Genomic DNA, 20028 nt, shown 5'->3' on the forward strand with positions numbered 1-20028 from the left:
AAAATGGAGTCAGGCGCTTTATTTTTCTGTGGTTAGGGGAACACTAATTCAAAAATGGACTGGGAGGAATAGCATTGCGCGCTTTTTCCTATTACGTGCATCACTATTGGCTGTCAGGTATTTTGGTAGTCGGAGCGATAGGGGCTGTTTTGTACGTTTATCGAAATTGGGACAAAATCATGATTAAAGGAAGCGGCCGTAAGTAGACAAGGCTTCGCCGCACGCAAAAAAACCGGGGCAAAGGAATCGCTTCCTTACCCCGGTTCGATATTTTACACGAGCGCTTTCTTCGCAATGTCCGTACGATTGTGCTTGCCTTGGAAACGAATGCAGTCGGCATCCGCATAAGCTTTGGCGCGGGCCTCGGCAATATCGCGGCCAAGCGCGGTCACGCCAAGCACACGGCCGCCGTTGGTCACGATTGCGCCCTCCTTGACGGCCGTTCCCGCGTGGAATACGATCGACTCTTGCACGTCCTCCAAGCCTTCGATCGGAAGCCCTTTCGGATACGAGGCCGGATAGCCTTCGGACGCCAAAATGACGCAAACGGCCGCTTCCTCGCTCCACTCAATCTCCATCTGATCCAGCCTTCCGTTGACCGAGGCAAGGAAAATATCCAGCAAATCCGTTTTCAGCCGCGGCAGCACGACCTGCGTCTCAGGGTCGCCGAAGCGGGCGTTGAACTCGATCGTCTTCGGTCCGTTTGGCGTCAGCATCAGGCCAGCGAACAGTACGCCGCGGAACGGCCGCCCTTCGGCAACCATCGCTTTGGCCGTCGGCTTAATGATCGTCTCGATCGACTCGTCGATCACGGCTTGCGGGATGTGCGGCAGCGGGCTGTAGGTGCCCATACCGCCGGTGTTCGGTCCCTTGTCGTTATCGTAGACAGCCTTATGGTCCTGAGCAGGTACCATCGGGCACACCGTCTCGCCGTCGACGAACGAGAGAATCGACATTTCCTGACCGGTGAGGAACTCCTCGATCACGACTTGGTTGCCGGATTCGCCGAACACCTTGGCGACCATGATGTCATGCAGCGCTTTTTCCGCTTCGTCCAGCGTCTGTGCCACGACGACCCCTTTGCCTGCCGCGAGGCCGTCCGCTTTAATGACGATCGGCGCTTGCTGCTGGCGCAGATATGCGACCGCGTCCTCGTACCGCTCGAACGATTCGTAAGCGGCCGTCGGGATGTTGTATTTTCTCAGCAGCTGCTTGGTGAACACTTTGCTGCCTTCGATAATCGCCGCATTTTGGCGGGGTCCGAATACGGTCAGACCTTTCGCCTCCAAATGGTCGACGATGCCTTCGGACAGCGGATCGTCCGGACCGATAACGACCAGATCGATCGTATGGTCGATCGCAAACTGCGCAATTTCCTCAAATTGGTTCACTTGAATCGGGACGCACTCGGCAACCGATGCGATGCCCCCGTTCCCCGGCGCACAGTACAGCTCCGTGACTTTGGGGCTTTTCTTCAGCGCCCAGCATATCGCATGCTCGCGGCCGCCGCCGCCTACAACCAGTATCCGCACGTTGAGGCTCCTCCTATTCTTTGTTGACGATCAGCAGCTCGGTCTCTCCGCTTCCGATCTGAATCGTTTTGACGAGCAGCGAGATGCGGTTCTCGTCGTTCAGTGCCTGCCAGTAGGCATCCGCAATCAGCCAGATGTCGTCGCTGGCAATCGGCACAAGCGCCGGTTCGCCTTGGAACGAAGGCAGCGGGCTTCCGTCGCCGGCATACGTATGGATGCAGTGGCCGTAGCCCGGCAGCGCCTTCTCGTACGTATACGTATGACGAAGGGTTTGATCCTCCGTATTGCCGTTCGATTTCAGGATCGACAGCTTATAGGCAAATTGCCCATCGTTCACATCGACCAAACCGCTGATTCGCGGCGTAAAATTCGGTGCGTCCGGTTCGTAGGTCCGAGTGGCCAGCGCGGCTTCGAACGTGCTGCCGGAAAGCAGCGCCTCGTGAATCGTATCGGTCTGATCGCCGTTCGTGACGATATGCGCGCCGTTCGCGTGCTTCACCGGGTAGTAGATGATGAGCGACGGATCGGTGAGCTTCGCCGGGTCCTTCGCTTCGGTGCGGACAAATCCGTTGGCCTCCTGGATAAATACGCGGTTGCGGCTGTTCTCGCTGCGCCCCATGATCCAGTACACCTGCACGAGTCGGGTACCGTCCGGCGTTTGCCCGATCACGATGCCGCGGCCCGGGTATACATTTTGCCGCAAACTTTGAAAATATTGCTCCGCTTGCGCGGCTCTGTTCGTCGACACTTGAGTATTCCTCCTCAGAGCATTGCGAAGCAATGCTCGCTTCGTAAGCATAAGCTTGGTCATTGTTGTGCAATGCCCGTTTCGCTTCTTAATGGTGGAACAAACGGACTCCCGAATAAGCCATTACCATGCCGTAATCGTTGGCCGCTTTCACGACTTCCTCGTCGCGCATCGAGCTGCCTGCCTGCACGACGTATTTGACGCCGCTGCGGCTCGCACGGTCCAGATTGTCGCGGAACGGCAGGAAGGCGTCGGAGCCGTAGGAAACGCCCTGCAGCTTGTTCAGCCATTCGCGCTTCTCTTCGCGCGTCAGACGCGCCGGTACTTGCTCGAAGCAAGCTTCCCAAGCCGCCTGCTCCACCGGTGTCAGCTCTTCTTCCAGCCACAAATCGATGGCGTTGTTTTGCTCCGCGCGGGAGAGCCCTTGACGGAAAGCCATGTTCAGCGCCGTCGGATGCTGGCGAAGGAACCAGCGGTCCGCTTTGTCTCCCGCCAGACGGGTGCAGTGAATGCGCGATTGCTGGCCAGCGCCAATCCCGATCGTTTGGCCGTCCAGCGTGTAGCAGATCGAGTTGGATTGCGTATATTTCAGCGTCACGAGCGCAATGAGAAGATCGCGCTTCGCGTTCTCCGGAAGCTCTTTGTTGTCTGTAACGATGCGTTCCAGCGCCGTTTCATCGATGACGGCATCGTTTCGCTCCTGCTGGAGCGTCATGCCGAACAGCTTACGGGTTTCGACCGGATTCGGAACGTAATCCGGATCGATTTGGAGAATCAGGTAGCCGCCGTTTTTCTTGGCGCGGAGAATTTCCAGCGCTTCGTCGGTATATCCCGGGGCCACGACCAAGTCGGACACCTCCCGCTTCAACAGCTGTGCCGTCGAGGCGTCTACAATATCGCTGAGCGCGGCGGCATCGCCGAATGAGGACATGCGGTCGGCACCACGTGCCCGTGCATAAGCGGTTGCCAGCGGCGACAGCTCCAAGCCTTCCACGAAGTAAGCCTTCTTCAGCTCGGGCGTCAGCGGCGCAGCTACGGCTGCTCCCGCCGGGCTTACATGCTTGAACGAAGCGGCGGCAGGCAGCCCCGTTGCGCGGCGCAGCTCCCTTGCGAGCTGGAAACCGTTAAAAGCGTCTAACAGATTGATGAAGCCGGGGTCGCCGTTCACAACTTTGATCGGCAGCGTCCCTTCCCCGATCAGCTTCGCTTGCTTTTGATGCGGGTTCATTCCGTAACGGAGCTCCAATACTTGCGTTTGATTCGTCGTTTGGCTCATGGTGCGGTCCCGTCCTCCTTATATTTGTTGGCGGCATCCTCCAAGCGGATGCTTCCCGTGGCAATCGCCTGTATCACTTCGGGGTACAATCGGTGCTCAATGCGATGAATTCGTTCGGCGACGGAAGCCTCCGTATCTCCAGGTTCAATGTCCAAGGCGCGCTGCGCCAAAATCGGTCCGCTGTCCAGGCCCCCGTCGACAAGATGAACGGTCACGCCGGTCACCTTGACCCCATGCCGCAGCGCCTGCCCTATGGCATCGAGACCCGGGAACGACGGCAGCAGCGACGGGTGAACATTCAGCATGCGTCCCCAATATGCGTCCACCAGCACCTTGGTCACAATGCGCATATACCCGGCAAGAACGACAAGCTCGACTTGCTTTTGCTGTAACATCGTCAAAATTTCCCGCTCATACGTTTCGCGCGAATCATAGTCCTTCGGACGAAACGTATGAACAGGCACGCCGGCCTGCTTGGCCCGTTCGACTACCCCCGCATTCGGCCGGTCACAGACCAAAAGCTCGATGCGCACATCGAGCCGGCCTGCCATTGCCGCATCCGCTATCGCTTGGAAGTTGCTTCCGCTGCCCGAGGCGAATACGGCAATACGCAACGGTTCGGTTCTCATACGACCGCCCCGGTAAATGTAACTTTACGCTCCCCTGCCGTTACGCGGCCGAGCGTATAGGCTTTCTCGCCATGCTGCGCGAATAGCTCGGCAGCCCGTGCAGCCTGCTCCTCCGCCACGATGACGACCATGCCGATCCCCATGTTGAACGTCCGGAACATATCGTTGTTGCTGATGCCGCCTTCCCACTGCATCAACTGGAAAATCGGCAAAATCGGCCAAGAGCCGTAATCGATCTCGACATTGACGCCCTCCGGCAGCACACGCGGAATGTTCTCCAGGAAGCCGCCTCCGGTAATATGCGCCATCCCTTTAATCGATACCTCTTCGAGCACCGCCAGCACCGGTTTGACGTAAAGCTTCGTCGGCACGAGCAGCGTGTCGCCCAGACGGCCGCCCAACTCGTCGATCGTATCGTGCAGAGTGTAGCCCTTGTCTTCCAGCAGCAGCTTGCGCACGAGCGAGAAGCCGTTACTGTGAACGCCGCTCGAAGCGAGGCCCAGGACGACGTCGCCCGGACGGATCGTGGAGCCGTCGATGATTTTCTTCTTGTCGACGATGCCGACCGTAAAGCCCGCGATATCGTACTCGCCCTCGCTGTACATGCCCGGCATTTCCGCCGTTTCGCCGCCGATCAGCGCGCAGCCCGACTGCACGCAGCCGTCGCTGATGCCTTTGACAATCGCTTCGATTTTTTCCGGAATGACCTTGTCGCAGGCGAGATAATCGAGGAAAAAGAGCGGCTCCGCGCCCTGTACGACAATATCGTTCACGCACATCGCCACGGCATCGATGCCGATGGTATCGTGCTTGTCCATCGCAAAAGCGATTTTCAGCTTCGTGCCCACACCGTCCGTACCGGAAACGAGCACCGGCTCTTCGTACTTGTCCTTGTTCAGGCCGAACAGCGCGCCGAAGCCGCCGAGGTCTGTCAGCACTTCCGGACGGAAGGTCGTCTTGACGTGCTTTTTCATGCGCTCTACCGCTTCGTTGCCGGCCGCGATATCGACACCGGCTTGTTTATATGCATCGGACACTTGGATTGTTCCTCCCCAAAAGTGGTTGGCTGCGCTCGTTCCGGCTCCAGTTCGTGCTGTCTGCCTGCGGCCGCTCTTGAAAACGGGTTATCTTCATTCATATTCGCAGTGGGAATAACCCGTTTTCAAAGGCGGCACGTAAACTCTCCGGCAGACACACGAACCTTTGCCCTAAGCGCTTGGTCAAATAATTTTGCGCGGGAAAATCTGCGCTATCGTAAAAAAGGCGGTCCGGGCTTCCTGGGACCGCCGGGTTAGGTCAAAAGCATGCGGGCGGCCTCGCCGCAATCAATCGCAGCCGCAGCCAAGAGCGGCTTCGTCGGGAACCGGCGTCGGGTAGCGATTGTCGAAGCAGGCCGTGCACAGCCCGCGGTTGACTTCTACGTTTGGACGGCCGATGGCCGTGAGCAGCCCCTCATGGCTGAGAAAATGCAGCGAATCGGCGTTGATCGCTTCGCGGATTTCCTCCACCGATTTCACTGCGGCAATCAGCTCTTTGCGGCTCGGCGTGTCGATGCCGTAGAAGCACGGGTTCGCAAATGGCGGCGAGCTGATCCGCACGTGCACTTCCTTCGCGCCAGCTTCGCGCAATAGGTTAACGATGCGCAGCGAGGTCGTGCCGCGCACGATCGAGTCGTCGATCATGACGACGCGCTTGCCTTCGACGATGCTGCGCACCGCCGACAGCTTCATCTTGACGCCCTGCTCGCGCAGCTCCTGGCTCGGCTGGATAAACGTCCGGCCGGTGTAGCGGTTTTTGATCAGACCGAGCTCGTACGGAATGCCCGTCTGCTCCGCATAGCCGATCGCGGCGGAAATGCTGGAATCCGGCACCCCGGTGACAATGTCGGCGTCGACGAACGCTTCGATCGCCAGCTGGCGTCCCATCCGCTTGCGGGCGGAGTGGATGTTCGTCTCGTCGATGTCGCTGTCCGGCCGGGCAAAATAAATATATTCCATCGCGCAGATTGCGCGCTGCTTGATCGGCGAGAACCGGTCTTCCGTTACTGCTCCGGTTTTGAAGTCCAGCACCAGCAGCTCGCCCGGCTCGACGTCGCGGTAATACTTGCCGCCGACCGTGTCGAATGCACAGGATTCGGAAGCAAACAGCCACGCGTTGCCAAGACGGCCAATCACAAAAGGCCGCAGGCCGTGCGGGTCGCGCGCGACGATCAGCTTATCCTTCGTCAAAAACATAAACGCATACGCGCCCTCTACCCGGAGCAGCGTCTCCTTCACGGCGGAGACGATATCGTTCTGCTTCGACCGGGCGATCAAGTGCGCTACGACTTCCGTATCACTGGTCGTTTGGAAAATCGACCCTTCTTTTTCCAGCTGCTCCTTGATTTCCGGCGCGTTGGTCAAGTTGCCGTTCGTAGCAATCGCCAGATCGCCGCCACGGTATTTGAATACGAGCGGCTGCGCGTTGGCCAGCTTGCTTTCGCCTGACGTCGAATAACGCACATGTCCGATCGAAGCGCTCCCGGTCATGGGGGCAAGGTTGTCGTTGTTGAATACTTCCTTCACAAGCCCCATGCCGCGGTGATAATGAAACGACTCGCCGTTCGCTACGCAGATGCCCGCGCTTTCCTGTCCGCGGTGCTGCAGCGCATGGAGGCCGTAGTACGAGAGCGAAGCGGCTTCGGAATGCCCGAATACGCCGAAAACTCCGCACTCTTCCCCCAGCTTGTCCATAAAGCTGTCTTGGCCGGTATGGCCTTCGTTATAGTAGCGTCCGGTCCAGAGCGGCGTAGCCTCTCCGGATGCCGAACGAACGATTTTCGCTGCCTCTTGTCCCTGTCCGCCGATCAGCTGTTCATCAGACATGGAATCGCATCCTTCCAAACCTTTTCTAGTTCCGTCACAGATGCATCAATAACCGGTTTTCCATTGACTTGAAGCTGCAGCGAGCTGCCGCCGACCGTACCGAGCGCTTGCGCCGGCACGCCGCGCTCTGCCAAAAGCTTTTGCAGCGCTTCGGCTTTGTCCGGAGCGGCGCTTAGCAGAATACGGGATTGGCTCTCGCTGAACAGCGCGATATCCGGGCGCAGCTCCGAAGCGAAGTTCACCTTCGCACCGAGACGGCCGCTCATGCAGCTCTCAGCCAGCGCGACGGCCAGTCCGCCTTCGGACAAGTCGTGCGCGGATGCGACAAGCCCTTGCTGAATCGCCGACAGCACGGCATCCAGCAGCGTTTTTTCCACATCCAGATCGATTTGCGGCGGACGGCCTTCCGTGACACCGTGCACGACATATTGGAACTCGCTGCCGCCCAGCTCCGCTTTTGTCTCGCCCAGCAGCAGGATCACGTCACCTTCGCGCTTGAAGCCCTGCGTCGTAATATGGTCCGTGTCATGTACCAAGCCGACCATCCCGACGACCGGCGTCGGATAAATCGCGCCTTTGGCGTTCTCGTTGTACAAGCTGACGTTACCGCCGATGACCGGCGTATTCAGCTTGCGGCAAGCTTCGGCCATGCCGTCGACGGATTTCTCCAGCTGCCAGAAAATTTCCGGCTTCTCCGGGCTGCCGAAGTTGAGGTTGTCCGTAATTGCCAGCGGCTCCGCGCCGGAGCAAACGTTGTTGCGCGCCGCTTCCGCCACGGCGATGCGTCCGCCGACTTCCGGATCGAGATATACAAAGCGTCCGTTGCAATCCGTGGACATGGACAGCGCCTTGCGGGAGCCGCGAATCGTCACGACCGCCGCGTCGGAGCCCGGCTGAACCGCCGTGCTGGTGCGCACCATGTAATCGTATTGGTTATAAATCCATTCTTTGTTCGCTACCGTAGGGGAAGCCAGCACCTGCTTGAGCGCGCCGTTCAAATCCGTCACTTCCGGGTAACGAAGCGTATCGATCTTGCCGTTCTCTTCATAATAAGCAGGTACGGCAGAAGGCTTGTGATACATCGGGCAATCGTCTACGAGCGCTTTGACCGGCATGTCGCCGACCAGCTCGCCTTTATGATACAGCTTCAGGTTGCCGTCGTCGGTCACTTTGCCTACCTTCGCGCAGTGCAGCCCCCAACGCTCGAAAATCGCTTTCGCCTGAGCCTCATGCTCCGGCTTCACAACGAACAGCATCCGCTCCTGCGACTCGGACAGCATCATCTCGTAAGGCGTCATGCCTTCCTCGCGCTGCGGCACCTCGTCCAGGTACAGCTCCATACCGTTGCCGGCCTTGCTCGCCATCTCCGAGCTGGAGCAGGTCAAGCCTGCGGCGCCCATATCCTGAATGCCAACGACGATGCCGGAATTGATCAGTTCAAGGCACGCTTCCAGCACGAGCTTCTCCATGAACGGATCGCCGACCTGTACCGCCGAACGCTTCGCTTCGGATTCCGCCGTCAAATCTTCAGAAGCAAACGTCGCGCCGTGAATGCCGTCGCGTCCCGTCGCCGGGCCGACGTAGAAGACCGGGTTGCCGACACCTTTGGCAACGCCCTTTTGGATCTTGTCGTGATCAATCAGACCGACGCACATCGCATTGACGAGCGGGTTGCCTTCGTAGCTCTCGTCGAACATGACTTCGCCACCGACCGTCGGAATCCCGATACAGTTCCCGTACCCTGCGATGCCCGAAACGACGTGCTCGAACAAATATTTGACGCGCTCATTGCTAAGACGCCCGAAACGCAAGCTGTTCAAGACCGCCACCGGTCTTGCGCCCATCGAGAAAATGTCGCGGATAATGCCGCCGACTCCCGTCGCCGCGCCTTGGTAAGGCTCGACCGCCGAAGGGTGGTTATGGCTTTCGATTTTGAACACAACCGCTTGGTTGTCGCCGATATCGACGATACCCGCGCCTTCGCCAGGTCCCATCAGGACACGAGGTCCGCTTGTCGGGAATTTGCGGAGAACCGCTTTCGAGTTTTTATAGGAGCAGTGCTCGGACCACATGACGCTGAACACGCCGATCTCGACGTAGTTCGGCTTCCGGCCCAAAAACCCGCAAATTTTGTCATACTCCGCATCCGATACGCCGAACTGCTTGTAAATCTGCTGCTCGGCAATTTGCTCTGCCGTTGGTTCCTTAGCCGATAGCTGCTGCGCCATGCTTCTCCCTCCAGGTGCTCAAAATCGATGTAAACATCTTCCGTCCGTCCGCCGAGCCGAGCAGCTCGTGTACTGCCCGCTCCGGATGCGGCATCATGCCCAGCACGTTGCCCGCACGGTTGCAAATGCCGGCAATATCGTCGACCGAGCCGTTCGGGTTGTTACCCGCTTCATAACGGAACACGATCTGGTTATTCGCTTTCAGCTCCGCCAGCGTCGCCTCGTCGCAATAATAGTTGCCTTCGCCGTGGGCGATCGGAATATTGATCAGCTCGCCCTTCGCATAGTCCGAAGTAAACGGCGTGTTCGTATTTTCCACCTGCAGCATGGCTGCGTGGCAGCGGAATTTCAGCGACCGGTTGTGCAGCATGCCTCCTGGAAGCAGACCTGATTCCAACAAAATCTGGAAACCATTGCAAATACCCAGAATGTATTTTCCTTCCTCTGCCGCTTTCACCAAAGCGCTCATCACCGGGGCAAAACGGGCTATCGCGCCGCAGCGCAGGTAGTCGCCGTACGAGAAGCCGCCGGGAATAAGAATGCAATCATATTTCGATAAGTCCGTTTCCGTATGCCATACGTAATCCACTGGCTGTCCGATCGTATCCTCTACCGCTTTGTAGCAGTCGATATCGCAGTTGGAGCCGGGGAATACCAACACCGCGAAATTCATCACGCGCGCCTCCTTTTGATTAACCCTGTACCAGCTCGAAGCGGTAATCCTCGATGACGGTGTTCGCGAGCAGCTTTTCGCACATCGCTTTCAACCGCTCTTCCGCCGCAGCCCGGTCGTTTGTGTTCAGTTCCACTTCCAAATATTTGCCGATTCTCACCTTGTCCACTTCGTCGAAGCCCATCGAGTGGAGCGCGCCCTGTACGGCGGTTCCTTGCACATCCAGAACGCTTTGCTTGATCGTTACGTATACCGTTGCTTTGAACATTAGGAAAAGTACCTCCCACATTAAGTTAATCATTTTAGGCCTATCCTGAAGCGCGTTATCCGCGGAGCGGCGGCTTGCCGCCCCGGCAAGCCAGCTTACCCTTGCACCAAACGGTTATAGATATCGCGGTAACGCCGGGAAGTCTCCTCCACCACATGCGGAGGCAGCGGGTCCGGCTCGCTGTTTTTGTCCCAATCGGTGCCGGACAAATACGTCCGGACCGGTTCTTTGTCCATGCCGTCGATCTCGATGTCGAGCTCGTACTTGCTTTTGTCCCAGAAACGGGAGGAATCCGGCGTGAAAATTTCGTCAATCAAGATGATTTCGCCGTCAATAAGACCGAATTCGAACTTCGTATCCGCCAGAATGATGCCGCGCGCCTCGCAAAATTCCCGCGCAAACTCGTACAGCCGGATGCTAATCTCTTGAAGCTGCTGCGTCAGCTCCGCACCGACCAGCTCGGTCATCCGCTCGATCGTGATGTCCTCGTCGTGGCCGACGTCGTTCTTCGCGGCAGGCGTGAAAATCGGCTGCGGAAACCGCTCGTTCTTCCGCATGCCCGCAGGCAGCTTGTGCCCATTCACTTCGCCGGTTTTCTGATACTGCCGCCAGCCGCCGCCAGTAATATAGCCGCGCACGACACATTCGATGTCGATCCGCTGCGCCTTTTTCGTGACCATGAACCGGTCCTTCATGATCTCGCGGTCCGTGACCAGCTCCCCGAGCCGATCCACGTCGGCGTGCACCAGATGATTCGGCTGGATGCCTGCCGTCTGCTCGAACCAGAAGCGGCTGAGCGAATTCAGCACGTTGCCTTTGTCGGGCACCGCCGGGCTCAGCACCCAGTCGAACGCGGAGATGCGGTCGGTGACCGCGATCAGGTAGTGCTCGCCGAGATCGTACAGCTCCCGGACCTTGCCTTTGTAGAGCAGCGGCGCCTTCACGTAAGGCTCGGCGCTCGAAATGGCCGTTGTCGTCGTTCCACTCATCGCTTCATCAGGCCTCCCCCGTTTAGATCAGCTCAAGCCGAGACGCTTGAAAATCGTATCGACATGCTTCAAATGCCAGCTTGGGTTGAACGCGTCGTCGATCTCTTCCAGGCTCAGATGCTCCCGGATCGCCGGCGTATTCTCGATAATGTCGCGGAACGAGCGCTGCTCTTCCCAAGCCTGCATCGCGCGCGGCTGTACCGTGTCGTACGCTTGCTCACGGCTGAAGCCTTTGTCGATCAGCTTCGTCATGACGCGGCCGGAGAACGGTACGCCGTATGTGCTTTGCATGTTGCGCTTCATGTTTTCCGGGAACACCGTCAGGTTCTTCACAATGTTGCCAAGGCGGTTCAGCATGTAGTTGAGCAGGATCGTCGCATCCGGCAAAATGATCCGCTCGACCGAAGAGTGCGAGATATCGCGCTCATGCCACAGCGTCACGTTCTCGTAAGCGGAAACCATATGGCCGCGGATGACCCGCGCCAGTCCGGAAATGCTTTCGCAGCCGATCGGATTGCGCTTGTGCGGCATCGCGGACGAGCCTTTTTGCCCTTTGGCGAACGGCTCCTCCACCTCGCGGAATTCGCTCTTCTGCAGCCCACGGATTTCCGTCGCGAACTTGTCGAGCGAGGTCGCGATCAGCGCCAGCGTCGCCATGTATTCCGCGTGACGGTCGCGCTGCAGCGTCTGCGTGGAGATCGGCGCCGGCTTCGTGCCGAGCTTGCCGCACACATATTCCTCGACGAACGGATCGATGTTCGCGTACGTGCCGACCGCGCCGGAAATTTTGCCGAACTGCACGCCATCCGCCGCAAAGCGGAAACGGTCCAGATTGCGCTTCATTTCCTCGTACCACAGCGCCATTTTCAGCCCGAATGTCGTCGGCTCGGCATGCACGCCGTGCGTCCGTCCCATCATCGGCGTATCTTTGTAAGCGACCGCCTTGTTCTTCAAAATCTCGATGAAGTTCAGCAGGTCCTTCTCCAGAATCGTGTTTGCTTGCTTGAGCAAGTAACCAAGCGCCGTATCGACTACATCCGTAGAAGTCAAGCCGTAGTGCACCCATTTCCGCTCCGGTCCGAGCGTCTCGGATACCGCACGCGTGAAGGCGATCACATCATGGCGCGTCTCCTGCTCAATTTCGTAGATGCGGTCGATGTTGAAGCTTGCGTTTTTGCGCAGCTCGACGACATCTTCCTTCGGGATCACACCCAGCTCCGCCCACGCTTCGCAGGAAAGAATCTCGACTTCGAGCCATGCCTTAAATTTGTTTTCTTCCGTCCAAATGCCGCCCATCTCGGATCTCGTATAACGTTCGATCATGGTTTCTCCATCCTCCGCTTTAATCCGTTTGCTTTATTTGGTGAAATAGTCGCTGCGCGAGCGGATCGTTCCTCCGATCGCTGTTGTCCCCGGATTCTTTTGATTGTATAACCCCTTAAGTTGTTAGAATCCAGGGACAAAGGCGACCGCTACGCTTCTCCAGAACGATCCGCTCCATCCGTTTTTTTTCACCGGGTTTTGATTCCAAACCGTTCTTATTTATATAGCGTCCCATATTTTTGAAGCCTCTATCCAATCGAATGCCGCCTCATGCGAGGCCGCGAGCAAGTTCACATGGCCCATCTTGCGGCCGGCTTTGGCTTCCTGCTTCCCGTACAAATGCACCTTCGCCGTCACGCCCGGCACCTGCTCCGCTTCCGGACGGACGATCCAGTCCAGCAGGGGCTGCACGTGCTCGCCCAGCACATTGACCATGACGACCGGTGTCATCAGCGCCGGATCTCCAAGCGGCAGGTTCGCGATCGCCCGCACATGCTGCTCGAACTGCGAAGTTCGGCACGCCTCCATCGTATAGTGCCCGGAGTTATGCGGCCGCGGCGCCAGCTCGTTGACGAACAGCTCGCCATCCGCAGTAAGGAACAGCTCGACGGCGATGAGGCCGATCACATCCAGCTCCTCGGCGATCCGCAGCGCCATCCGTTCTGCTTCCCGCTGCACCTCTTCCGGCACTCTCGCCGGTACGACGGACAAGTGCAGAATGTTGTTCACATGCACATTCTCCGCAGCGGGAAAAGCTTTTACCTCTCCGCGCGGGCTGCGGGCCGCAATGACCGACAGCTCTTTCGTGAAATGCACGAACTGCTCCAGCACCAGCTCCGTCCGGGCCCGGCTTAGCGTATCGTACGCCTCCTGCACTTCGTCCAGCGAACGGATGACCCACTGCCCTTTGCCGTCGTATCCGCCCGTCGCCGTCTTCAGCACGCACGGCGTACCGAAGCGGCGGACCGCTTCGCGCAGCTCTTCCGCGCTGCCGATTTCGGCATACGGCGCGACCTTGACGCCTGCGGCTTCAATTGCCCGCTTCTCGCGCAGCCGATGCTGCGTCGTGTACAGCAGCTTGCTGCCCTGCGGCACGTACGACTCAGCCATCAGCAGCTTGGTGACATCGGCGTCCACGTTCTCGAACTCGTACGTGATGACGTCAGCCAGCTCCGCAAGCTGCCGCGCGGCATCGACATCATGATAAGGCGCGACGATTTGCCGGTCGGCCACTTGGCCGCAAGGCGAATCCGGCGTCGGGTCCAGCGTCACGAACCGGTAGCCCATGGCGCTTCCCGCCAAAGCCATCATCCGTCCGAGCTGTCCGCCTCCAAGCACGCCAATGGCAGCGCCGGGGGGCAATACTTTCGATGGATCGTACGTTCGGTTTTGTTCAGTCTGCCGCGTCATTCCAGCACGCTCTTTTCAATAACGGTTTGCGCGATCTTTTCACGGCGCTCCGCGACTTTGCGCTGCAGCGCCGGATCGAAAGCTCCAAGCATTTGAGCAGCCAGCAGTCCCGCATTCGTCGCGCCGGCATTGCCGATCGCCACGGTGCCGACCGGAATGCCGCCCGGCATTTGAACAATGGACAGCAGCGAATCGAGGCCATTCAGCGTCGATGACTTCACCGGCACGCCGATGACCGGCAGTACCGTCTTCGCCGCCACCATGCCCGGCAAATGCGCCGCGCCGCCGGCTCCCGCAATAATGACCTTCAATCCGCGGTCCGCCGCCGATGCCGCATACTCGAACATCAGGTCGGGCGTCCGGTGAGCGGAGACGACTTTCTTTTCATAAGGCACTTCGAGCTCGTCCAGCACGTCGCAAGCATGCTTCATCGTTTCCCAGTCGGACTGGCTGCCCATAATGACTCCAACAAGAACAGACATTGGTAACCTCCGTGTCGGTCGCATCGATGTTTGACCCTATATTATAGAAGCAAAAAAAACAAAACGCCCATTGGATAGTACTGACAAGCGCAGTCTATCGGCAGGACGACAAGAATACTCCACAAGCGCAAGCTAAGGTCTGGCATGCTTATGCCGACCCCTGAAACTTCGCTCACTCGTAGTCCAAAAATTTAAGGTTTTCGGGTAGAAACTTTCGGGCCATATTCCCGACATTATACGAGACTATTCGATTTTTTAAGGCTTTCATCCTCTTTAGTTTAACAGTCTTTAACACCGCATGTCAACTCCAAAAGACGAACATTATTTTGCTCAAAACAGAAATAGTTCGCATTTTCGCACAAAACAGCGCACGGCTTATCCTTGCTCCAAAATGCTCTTTTTTATGCGAATCAGCTCGTTCAGCCCGTCTTCCACTTCTTCTTTCGACAAATTGCCCTGCTCCAGCGCTGCCGAATCCAAGCCCAGCCATCGTTCGTACATCCGAATGCCGGATTCGAGCTGTTCGAGCCGCTCCGCGGTTTCCTTCGTCCGCTCCAGCTCGTCCAGTAAATGGAAAAGCGCATCCTCCGCCTGCCCGTATCGACCGCCAGCTTCATAATAAGGGATAAGCACCTTCAGCAGGCTTGCAGACATAGGAGCCCGTCCAACCAAGGCAAGCGCGGACTCGATCCGATCTGCGAATTCCTCGCGCAGTTCATCGCGCGCATCCAGCTCTCTGGCCGTCAGCAGAAGCTCCAGCGATTTGGCCCCGGCCGCTCTGGCGGCCGCTTCTTCTCCGAAGTCCGCGTACAAAGCCGCCTCCGCGTTGAGCATGTCCCCGCATACAAGCACTTTCCCCTGATCGACCTCGCCGTCTTTGGACAGCAGAGCAAGCAGATCTTTGACCGACAGCGCATGGATTAGCTTCGAGCCGACGCCGAGCAGTTGCCGCATCGCCTGGTTCAATAGCTCCATCGCTTCCCGCAGCTGTTGATTCTGCCGAAGAAACATCACTTTATGCAGCGCTTCCGCCGCCTGTTCGATCATCCGCAAAATATAATCCCGCTTATACATAGCACTGCTCCTCTCTCGGGACCAAGACCGTCCCAAATCGGCTGATGCCTCCGAACACTCTTTTATTGTACCGCATTCCTACCCGGGAGGAAAAAGCTTCTGCTATTTTCCGGCAGCTACTGGATGATTTTATGTATTGATAACGGTAACAAGCCTGTGGTAAATTCTAAAAGCCGAATCGCACAGCAAATTTTGTGTACGTACGGGGGACGCAATACATGGGGTGAATGCCGCAGAACCGCAAGGTTCGCAGGCTAGGGAGCATACCTCTTCCCGAACCCGACAACTAACCTCGGAGGCTAACAGGAGGGAAAACAGAATATGAAGTTTGGTTTAAAAAGCGTGCTTCTTGCATGCCTGTTCACACTGCCCGCGATACTGCCCGTCTGCGCTCCGGCTGCTTATGCCGATGAACCGGTACGTCTGGCGGAGGATATCAAGGTTCAGGTGAACGACAAGCTGGTGCAGTTTCCGGATGCCCAGCCTTTTGTGGATGAGAATCACAAGCTTCAAGTTCCGGCGCGCGTCGTCGCGGACAAACTCGGCTACCAAGTCAATTGGGAGCCTGCCGGTTCCGAAGTCAAAATTACAATCAAGGACAATAAAAATACGCTTTCGCTGCAAACCGGCAATAAGTCGGTGATGGTCAACGGGCAGCACGAGAAAATCGAAAGCGCCGCGGAACTCGTCGATGGCCGCGTCTATGTTCCGGTCCGGCTGATCTCGGATTCGTTCGAGATCCAGACACAGTGGGACAACCAAAACCGCATCGCGATACTCGGCGCCGACGGCAACTATCACGCTCCCGCTTGGTATCGCCCAGGTCCAGCCGTTCAGACCGCTTTCCAAGCGCCCGCACCGGCTTATAGCAAAATGATCGAAGTCAAAGCGACAGCCTACACCGCTGCTCCTGGAGAGAACGGCGGATATGGCGCGGTCGATTTTATGGGCAACCCCTTGAGTCTTGGGACGATCGCCGTAGATCCTTCGGTCATTCCGCTCGGTTCCAAGGTATTGATCAAAGGCTACTCCTATATGGGCCTGCCCGCTAACGGCTTGTACGCCACAGCGACGGATACCGGAGGCGCGATCAAAGGTAACAGGATCGATATTTTCCTTCCCGAAAGCCGCGCTCAAGCCAGCCTCTTCGGTATGCAGAATGTGCAGGTTTACGTACTTAATCCATAATCAAGCTTGATTCTCATCCAAACGAAAGAAGCAGTCGTCTCCCTTTAAAACGGGACGGCTGCTTTTTTCAGTTCCTACATCTATTAATCGTATGTTTTGCCCGCATAGTTCGCAACCACATCGCGGATCAGCATGTAGGCTTCCCCATTTGTGAGCCGCTTCGGGTCTTGGATGGCCGAAACCGTATCCTTCTTCACCACGCCCCGGTCGAGCAGCTCCTGCATGGTCGTCCGCGGATTCTGGGGTAAGCCCATGGCCGAGCCGAGGGCAGCCGCCGCTTGCTCCAACGTAAGCGACGCTTCAGCCGGATTGCTCATCCCCTGAAGAGAATCGGCGGCCTTTCCTTTAAAATAGGCCGAATGCAATCTCCCTACGCCGTTCAGTTGGTAGACGAACCGCTGCGCGTTCGAGTCACCGTCCAAATCAAACCCTTCGTTTTTGTCACCGCCCACAGTCAAATTCATGCTCACCGCCGCTTTCAGCCCGGCATAGGCTTTATGCTTCGTATAAGCGGGAGGCTGGATGCGGAGTGGTTTCAGCTCCATCCCTTGCTTGTTTAGTCTTTCTTGCAGCGCTGCGATGTCCTGCTTGGACTCGGAAAGCTCACGGAACGACAGCCCCTTGTCTATTGCCAGCTTGGCCGCGGCTCCGGCCGCCTGTCCTGTCGCCATACCAACAGGGATGACGCGCGCGCTGCCATGCGGCAGCGTATCGAAGCTGGCCGAACGGCCCACAACCAACAGCCCGTTCACTTCGCGGGGCAAAATACTGCGGAATGGAATCGCATACTGCACCGGATTCATCATGATGGCACCGCGGTCTTGGTAGTTCGTGCTCTGGATATCGACTTTATAAGAGCCGAAAGCGATGCGGTCCCATTGATCGCGGTTATCGAGCACGTCGGTCATGGTCAGACGGTATATGCCCTTCATATGCCGGGTTTCCCGCACGTACAGCTCCGGTGCCGTTCCGGCTAGTTCGAGATCGGCGAATTCTTTGAAATTTTTCTTCATATAATCGACCACAAGCGGAATTTCTTTCTTTCCGATTTCAAAGGCTTCTTCGGCCGACCCGGGGTCCAACGGATTGATACCGAAAATTTGCAGCGCGTTGATGAGAATCGTCCCGTCATTTTGTCTCCCAATATTGAGGCCACGCATGCGAACCTTGTCTCTGTTGCTCGATGGATACTCCCACATTTCGGGGAACCCCCATCCGCTCATCCGGTCAATACCGGTATCCTTGTGCCTGCCGAACGATTCCCATACCTCCTGCGTAACGCCCCTCAGCTTAAACACAAGCGTGACCGCCATCTGGGATTTCGGATCGCCGATGTCCTCTCTCCCTATTGTGAACGCTACACCTGCGGCCGCGGCAATGTCCGCATCCTGCGTCGCGTCGATCACGGCTTTGGCCTTTACATTATGCCGACTGCCGTCCTGCCGGATCACCTGCACGCCGGTAACCTTGCGCATGCCGTCCTGACCGACGGTTACAATGGGCTCCATCGTCTTCACCTTCATAAGAAGATCGATGTTCGGCTCTTGTCGGACCAGCTCGTAGAACGCATTGGCAGCCGTGACGACATCGAACGACGTGCCTTCGATGCGGTCATACCATTCCTGGAAAATCCCTTTGTTCAAAAAATTATGCCTGCCCGGAACAAGCGAAGACTCGGGAGAATAATTGTTATCCAGACTGTTCAACCAGCCAAGCGTCATCAAGCCGCCAAGAATCTCACGGTTCCGCCCGTCAACCAGCAGCACGGACAGGCCGTTGCGCGCTGCCGAGACGGCGGCCGCCACGCCTTCTGGATCGGTGCCGGTCACAATGACATCGTAAGCATCTTCGATCTGGGAGACGGAGCTTACTTGCAGCAGCGGCTTCATTTTCCCCGGCATGGCGGTGCTCTTGTAATTGCTGTACCACCACAGCCCGCCTCCGGCGATGATCACTAACAGTAGGCCCAATCCTATCGCTATCCGAACGGTTTTCGTCCGATTCGCCATCTCTAAGCTCACACTCCGTTTCGGCTCGATCTACTCACGTTGTATTGGACGTATCGAACCGGCGGTTTGTTCCAGAAAACCTCATTTTTTACCAAAACGAAAGAGTTCGGCGAACTATGCCGTCCAGCGAGGCCGATTCGTTGCACCGGTACCTCCAAGCTTACGATAGTAACGCGGCAGCCGGCTTTTCTGTATAATAGAGATAACGATCAAGCCGGAAGGAGGCATTACCTTATGGGGATATACGATAAAGATCCGTTCGTGAGAAGCATGGAGCTGCTGCGGGAGAACGTGCCGTCTTTCGCCAAGTATCCGTTTCAGCTCCCGGCTTTACGCCAGTTGACTACGTTGCGTTTCCATCCCAAGGTTACGTACATCATCGGGGAGAATGGCATGGGCAAGTCCACGCTGCTCGAAGCACTAGCCGTTGCTTGGGGCTTCAATCCTGAAGGCGGCAGCTTGAATTTCAATTTCGCCACGCACGAATCCCACTCGGATCTGCACAGGTATATCCGTCTGGTGCGTGGGATCGGCAAGCCGAAGGACGGCTTCTTCTTCCGGGCGGAAACCTACTACAACCTGGCGACCAATATCGACCAGTTGGATAGCGAGCCATTGGGGGGAGGTCGAATCATCGACTTCTACGGGGGCAAGTCACTGCACGAGCAGTCGCACGGCGAATCGTTTTTTGCGGCTTTCCTTCACCGTTTCGGAGGCAACGGGCTGTATATTTTGGACGAGCCGGAAGCCGCGTTGTCTCCCCTCAAGCAAATGTCCATGCTCGCCCGCATCCACACGCTGGTCAAAAAGAACTCGCAGTTCATCATCTCGACGCATTCGCCCATTCTGATGGGCTATCCAGACGCGCTCGCTTATTATTTGACGCCGGACGGAATCGAGCACATAAATGTGGAAGAAACCGATCATTATATCATTATGAAGCAATTTCTGCATAACCGGGAGCGTATGCTTAAGGAGCTGTTTGCCGACGAGGAGTAACGCAAAAAGAACAGGCCCGGCATGTTCCGGTACGCTGTTCTTCGTTCTTTCATTATTCACGCTGCCAGGCTAAACGGAACCTTCGTTCTTCTGCACGTCGAAGCGTTCCTCACGGCGGTCAATCGGCCCCGGGCTTCCGGCAACCGGCGGATCGATCTGTACCGCCTGATCGGTCGTCCGCGTCTGATGCAGGTCGGTAGCCCCAGCCGCATGAGTGCCCAGATCCTCCAGTTCGGCGTTACCTGCATGATCATTCACTTGGCTCATTGTAATTCCCTCCTTATCGTGAACTACCTGTAGTATGCAGTTCCCATTGACATTTCATACCTAAGATGA

General features: G+C 57.1%; 18 protein-coding genes and 2 riboswitches. Of the genes, 2 read left to right on the top strand and 16 right to left on the bottom strand.

Annotation, left to right across the window (positions count from 1 at the left end; genetic code table 11):
- Positions 1–272 precede the first annotated feature (272 nt).
- From purD to PEL01S_RS29450, 14 genes are all read right to left on the bottom strand, one after another.
- Positions 273–1532: a phosphoribosylamine--glycine ligase gene (gene purD / locus PEL01S_RS29385; RefSeq protein ID WP_127462766.1), complete on the bottom strand. Its 1260-nt coding sequence runs from the start codon at positions 1530–1532 to the stop codon at positions 273–275.
- Between the two features lie 13 nt (positions 1533–1545).
- The gene (locus PEL01S_RS29390; RefSeq protein WP_127462767.1) at positions 1546–2280 is read right to left on the bottom strand and encodes an IMP cyclohydrolase; all 735 of its coding nucleotides are present in this window, start codon (positions 2278–2280) and stop codon (positions 1546–1548) included.
- Between the two features lie 88 nt (positions 2281–2368).
- A complete protein-coding gene (locus PEL01S_RS29395) occupies positions 2369–3556 on the bottom strand; it encodes a phosphoribosylaminoimidazolecarboxamide formyltransferase (protein ID WP_127462768.1) in 1188 nt (395 codons plus the stop codon).
- Positions 3553–4185, bottom strand: coding sequence for a phosphoribosylglycinamide formyltransferase (purN, locus tag PEL01S_RS29400; RefSeq protein ID WP_127462769.1), 633 nt, complete (start codon positions 4183–4185; stop codon positions 3553–3555). The genes PEL01S_RS29395 and purN overlap by 4 nt, the downstream gene beginning before the upstream one ends.
- The gene (purM, locus tag PEL01S_RS29405; protein ID WP_127462770.1) at positions 4182–5222 is read right to left on the bottom strand and encodes a phosphoribosylformylglycinamidine cyclo-ligase; all 1041 of its coding nucleotides are present in this window, start codon (positions 5220–5222) and stop codon (positions 4182–4184) included. The genes purN and purM overlap by 4 nt, the downstream gene beginning before the upstream one ends.
- A 288-nt stretch (positions 5223–5510) precedes the next feature.
- On the bottom strand, positions 5511–7049 hold the full coding sequence (gene purF, locus PEL01S_RS29410; protein ID WP_204343371.1) for an amidophosphoribosyltransferase: 1539 nt from the start codon (positions 7047–7049) through the stop codon (positions 5511–5513).
- Complete coding sequence (gene purL, locus PEL01S_RS29415) at positions 7031–9277, bottom strand: phosphoribosylformylglycinamidine synthase subunit PurL (protein ID WP_127462771.1); 2247 nt, start codon at positions 9275–9277, stop codon at positions 7031–7033. Before purL ends, purF begins: the two co-directional genes overlap by 19 nt.
- Positions 9255–9950: a phosphoribosylformylglycinamidine synthase subunit PurQ gene (purQ, locus tag PEL01S_RS29420; RefSeq protein ID WP_127462772.1), complete on the bottom strand. Its 696-nt coding sequence runs from the start codon at positions 9948–9950 to the stop codon at positions 9255–9257. Before purQ ends, purL begins: the two co-directional genes overlap by 23 nt.
- A gap of 19 nt (positions 9951–9969) precedes the next feature.
- The gene (gene purS, locus PEL01S_RS29425; RefSeq protein WP_063184372.1) at positions 9970–10218 is read right to left on the bottom strand and encodes a phosphoribosylformylglycinamidine synthase subunit PurS; all 249 of its coding nucleotides are present in this window, start codon (positions 10216–10218) and stop codon (positions 9970–9972) included.
- Positions 10219–10313: 95 nt separating this feature from the next.
- The gene (locus PEL01S_RS29430; RefSeq protein WP_127462773.1) at positions 10314–11207 is read right to left on the bottom strand and encodes a phosphoribosylaminoimidazolesuccinocarboxamide synthase; all 894 of its coding nucleotides are present in this window, start codon (positions 11205–11207) and stop codon (positions 10314–10316) included.
- A gap of 27 nt (positions 11208–11234) precedes the next feature.
- A complete protein-coding gene (gene purB / locus PEL01S_RS29435; protein WP_127462774.1) occupies positions 11235–12530 on the bottom strand; it encodes an adenylosuccinate lyase in 1296 nt (431 codons plus the stop codon).
- A 219-nt stretch (positions 12531–12749) separates the two neighbouring features.
- The gene (gene purK, locus PEL01S_RS29440) at positions 12750–13940 is read right to left on the bottom strand and encodes a 5-(carboxyamino)imidazole ribonucleotide synthase (RefSeq protein ID WP_127462775.1); all 1191 of its coding nucleotides are present in this window, start codon (positions 13938–13940) and stop codon (positions 12750–12752) included.
- Complete coding sequence (purE, locus tag PEL01S_RS29445) at positions 13937–14422, bottom strand: 5-(carboxyamino)imidazole ribonucleotide mutase (protein ID WP_036687439.1); 486 nt, start codon at positions 14420–14422, stop codon at positions 13937–13939. The genes purK and purE overlap by 4 nt, the downstream gene beginning before the upstream one ends.
- Before the next feature lie 159 nt (positions 14423–14581).
- A riboswitch (purine riboswitch) is annotated at positions 14582–14683 on the bottom strand.
- Positions 14684–14797: 114 nt separating this feature from the next.
- Positions 14798–15496, bottom strand: coding sequence for a DUF6483 family protein (locus tag PEL01S_RS29450; protein WP_127462776.1), 699 nt, complete (start codon positions 15494–15496; stop codon positions 14798–14800).
- Between the two features lie 161 nt (positions 15497–15657).
- Positions 15658–15812: riboswitch (cyclic di-AMP (ydaO/yuaA leader) on the top strand.
- 5 nt (positions 15813–15817) lie between these two features.
- Between PEL01S_RS29450 and PEL01S_RS29455 the strand changes: the two genes are divergently transcribed.
- The gene (locus tag PEL01S_RS29455; RefSeq protein WP_127462777.1) at positions 15818–16684 is read left to right on the top strand and encodes a stalk domain-containing protein; all 867 of its coding nucleotides are present in this window, start codon (positions 15818–15820) and stop codon (positions 16682–16684) included.
- A gap of 83 nt (positions 16685–16767) precedes the next feature.
- Here PEL01S_RS29455 and PEL01S_RS29460 read toward each other — a convergent pair whose 3' ends face one another.
- Complete coding sequence (locus PEL01S_RS29460; protein WP_127462778.1) at positions 16768–18693, bottom strand: FAD-dependent oxidoreductase; 1926 nt, start codon at positions 18691–18693, stop codon at positions 16768–16770.
- Positions 18694–18927: 234 nt separating this feature from the next.
- On the opposite strand from PEL01S_RS29460, the gene PEL01S_RS29465 reads away from it, so the two are divergent.
- Positions 18928–19692 carry an AAA family ATPase gene (locus PEL01S_RS29465; protein ID WP_127462779.1) on the top strand — a complete coding sequence of 255 codons (765 nt, stop codon included), beginning with the start codon at positions 18928–18930 and terminating at the stop codon, positions 19690–19692.
- 69 nt (positions 19693–19761) lie between these two features.
- On the opposite strand, the gene PEL01S_RS29470 is transcribed toward PEL01S_RS29465, so the two are convergent.
- On the bottom strand, positions 19762–19959 hold the full coding sequence (locus tag PEL01S_RS29470) for a hypothetical protein (RefSeq protein WP_108535119.1): 198 nt from the start codon (positions 19957–19959) through the stop codon (positions 19762–19764).
- Positions 19960–20028 lie beyond the last annotated feature (69 nt).

The organism is Paenibacillus elgii NBRC 100335, from assembly GCF_004000865.1.
Classification (GTDB): Bacteria; Bacillota; Bacilli; order Paenibacillales; family NBRC-103111; genus Paenibacillus_G; species Paenibacillus_G elgii.

Excerpts from the sequence above, each read along its gene's own strand:
- PEL01S_RS29450 (WP_127462776.1), bottom strand. The coding sequence starts at position 15,496 with ATGTATAAGCGGGATTATATTTTGCGGATGATCGAACAGGCGGCGGAA.
- PEL01S_RS29395 (WP_127462768.1), bottom strand. The coding sequence starts at position 3,556 with ATGAGCCAAACGACGAATCAAACGCAAGTATTGGAGCTCCGTTACGGA.
- PEL01S_RS29470 (WP_108535119.1), bottom strand. The coding sequence starts at position 19,959 with ATGAGCCAAGTGAATGATCATGCAGGTAACGCCGAACTGGAGGATCTG.
- PEL01S_RS29465 (WP_127462779.1), top strand. The coding sequence starts at position 18,928 with ATGGGGATATACGATAAAGATCCGTTCGTGAGAAGCATGGAGCTGCTG.
- purL (WP_127462771.1), bottom strand. The coding sequence starts at position 9,277 with ATGGCGCAGCAGCTATCGGCTAAGGAACCAACGGCAGAGCAAATTGCC.
- purF (WP_204343371.1), bottom strand. The coding sequence starts at position 7,049 with ATGTCTGATGAACAGCTGATCGGCGGACAGGGACAAGAGGCAGCGAAA.
- PEL01S_RS29460 (WP_127462778.1), bottom strand. The coding sequence starts at position 18,693 with ATGGCGAATCGGACGAAAACCGTTCGGATAGCGATAGGATTGGGCCTA.
- PEL01S_RS29455 (WP_127462777.1), top strand. The coding sequence starts at position 15,818 with ATGAAGTTTGGTTTAAAAAGCGTGCTTCTTGCATGCCTGTTCACACTG.
- purK (WP_127462775.1), bottom strand. The coding sequence starts at position 13,940 with ATGACGCGGCAGACTGAACAAAACCGAACGTACGATCCATCGAAAGTA.
- purE (WP_036687439.1), bottom strand. The coding sequence starts at position 14,422 with ATGTCTGTTCTTGTTGGAGTCATTATGGGCAGCCAGTCCGACTGGGAA.
- purS (WP_063184372.1), bottom strand. The coding sequence starts at position 10,218 with ATGTTCAAAGCAACGGTATACGTAACGATCAAGCAAAGCGTTCTGGAT.
- PEL01S_RS29430 (WP_127462773.1), bottom strand. The coding sequence starts at position 11,207 with ATGAGTGGAACGACGACAACGGCCATTTCGAGCGCCGAGCCTTACGTG.
- purQ (WP_127462772.1), bottom strand. The coding sequence starts at position 9,950 with ATGAATTTCGCGGTGTTGGTATTCCCCGGCTCCAACTGCGATATCGAC.
- purB (WP_127462774.1), bottom strand. The coding sequence starts at position 12,530 with ATGATCGAACGTTATACGAGATCCGAGATGGGCGGCATTTGGACGGAA.
- purN (WP_127462769.1), bottom strand. The coding sequence starts at position 4,185 with ATGAGAACCGAACCGTTGCGTATTGCCGTATTCGCCTCGGGCAGCGGA.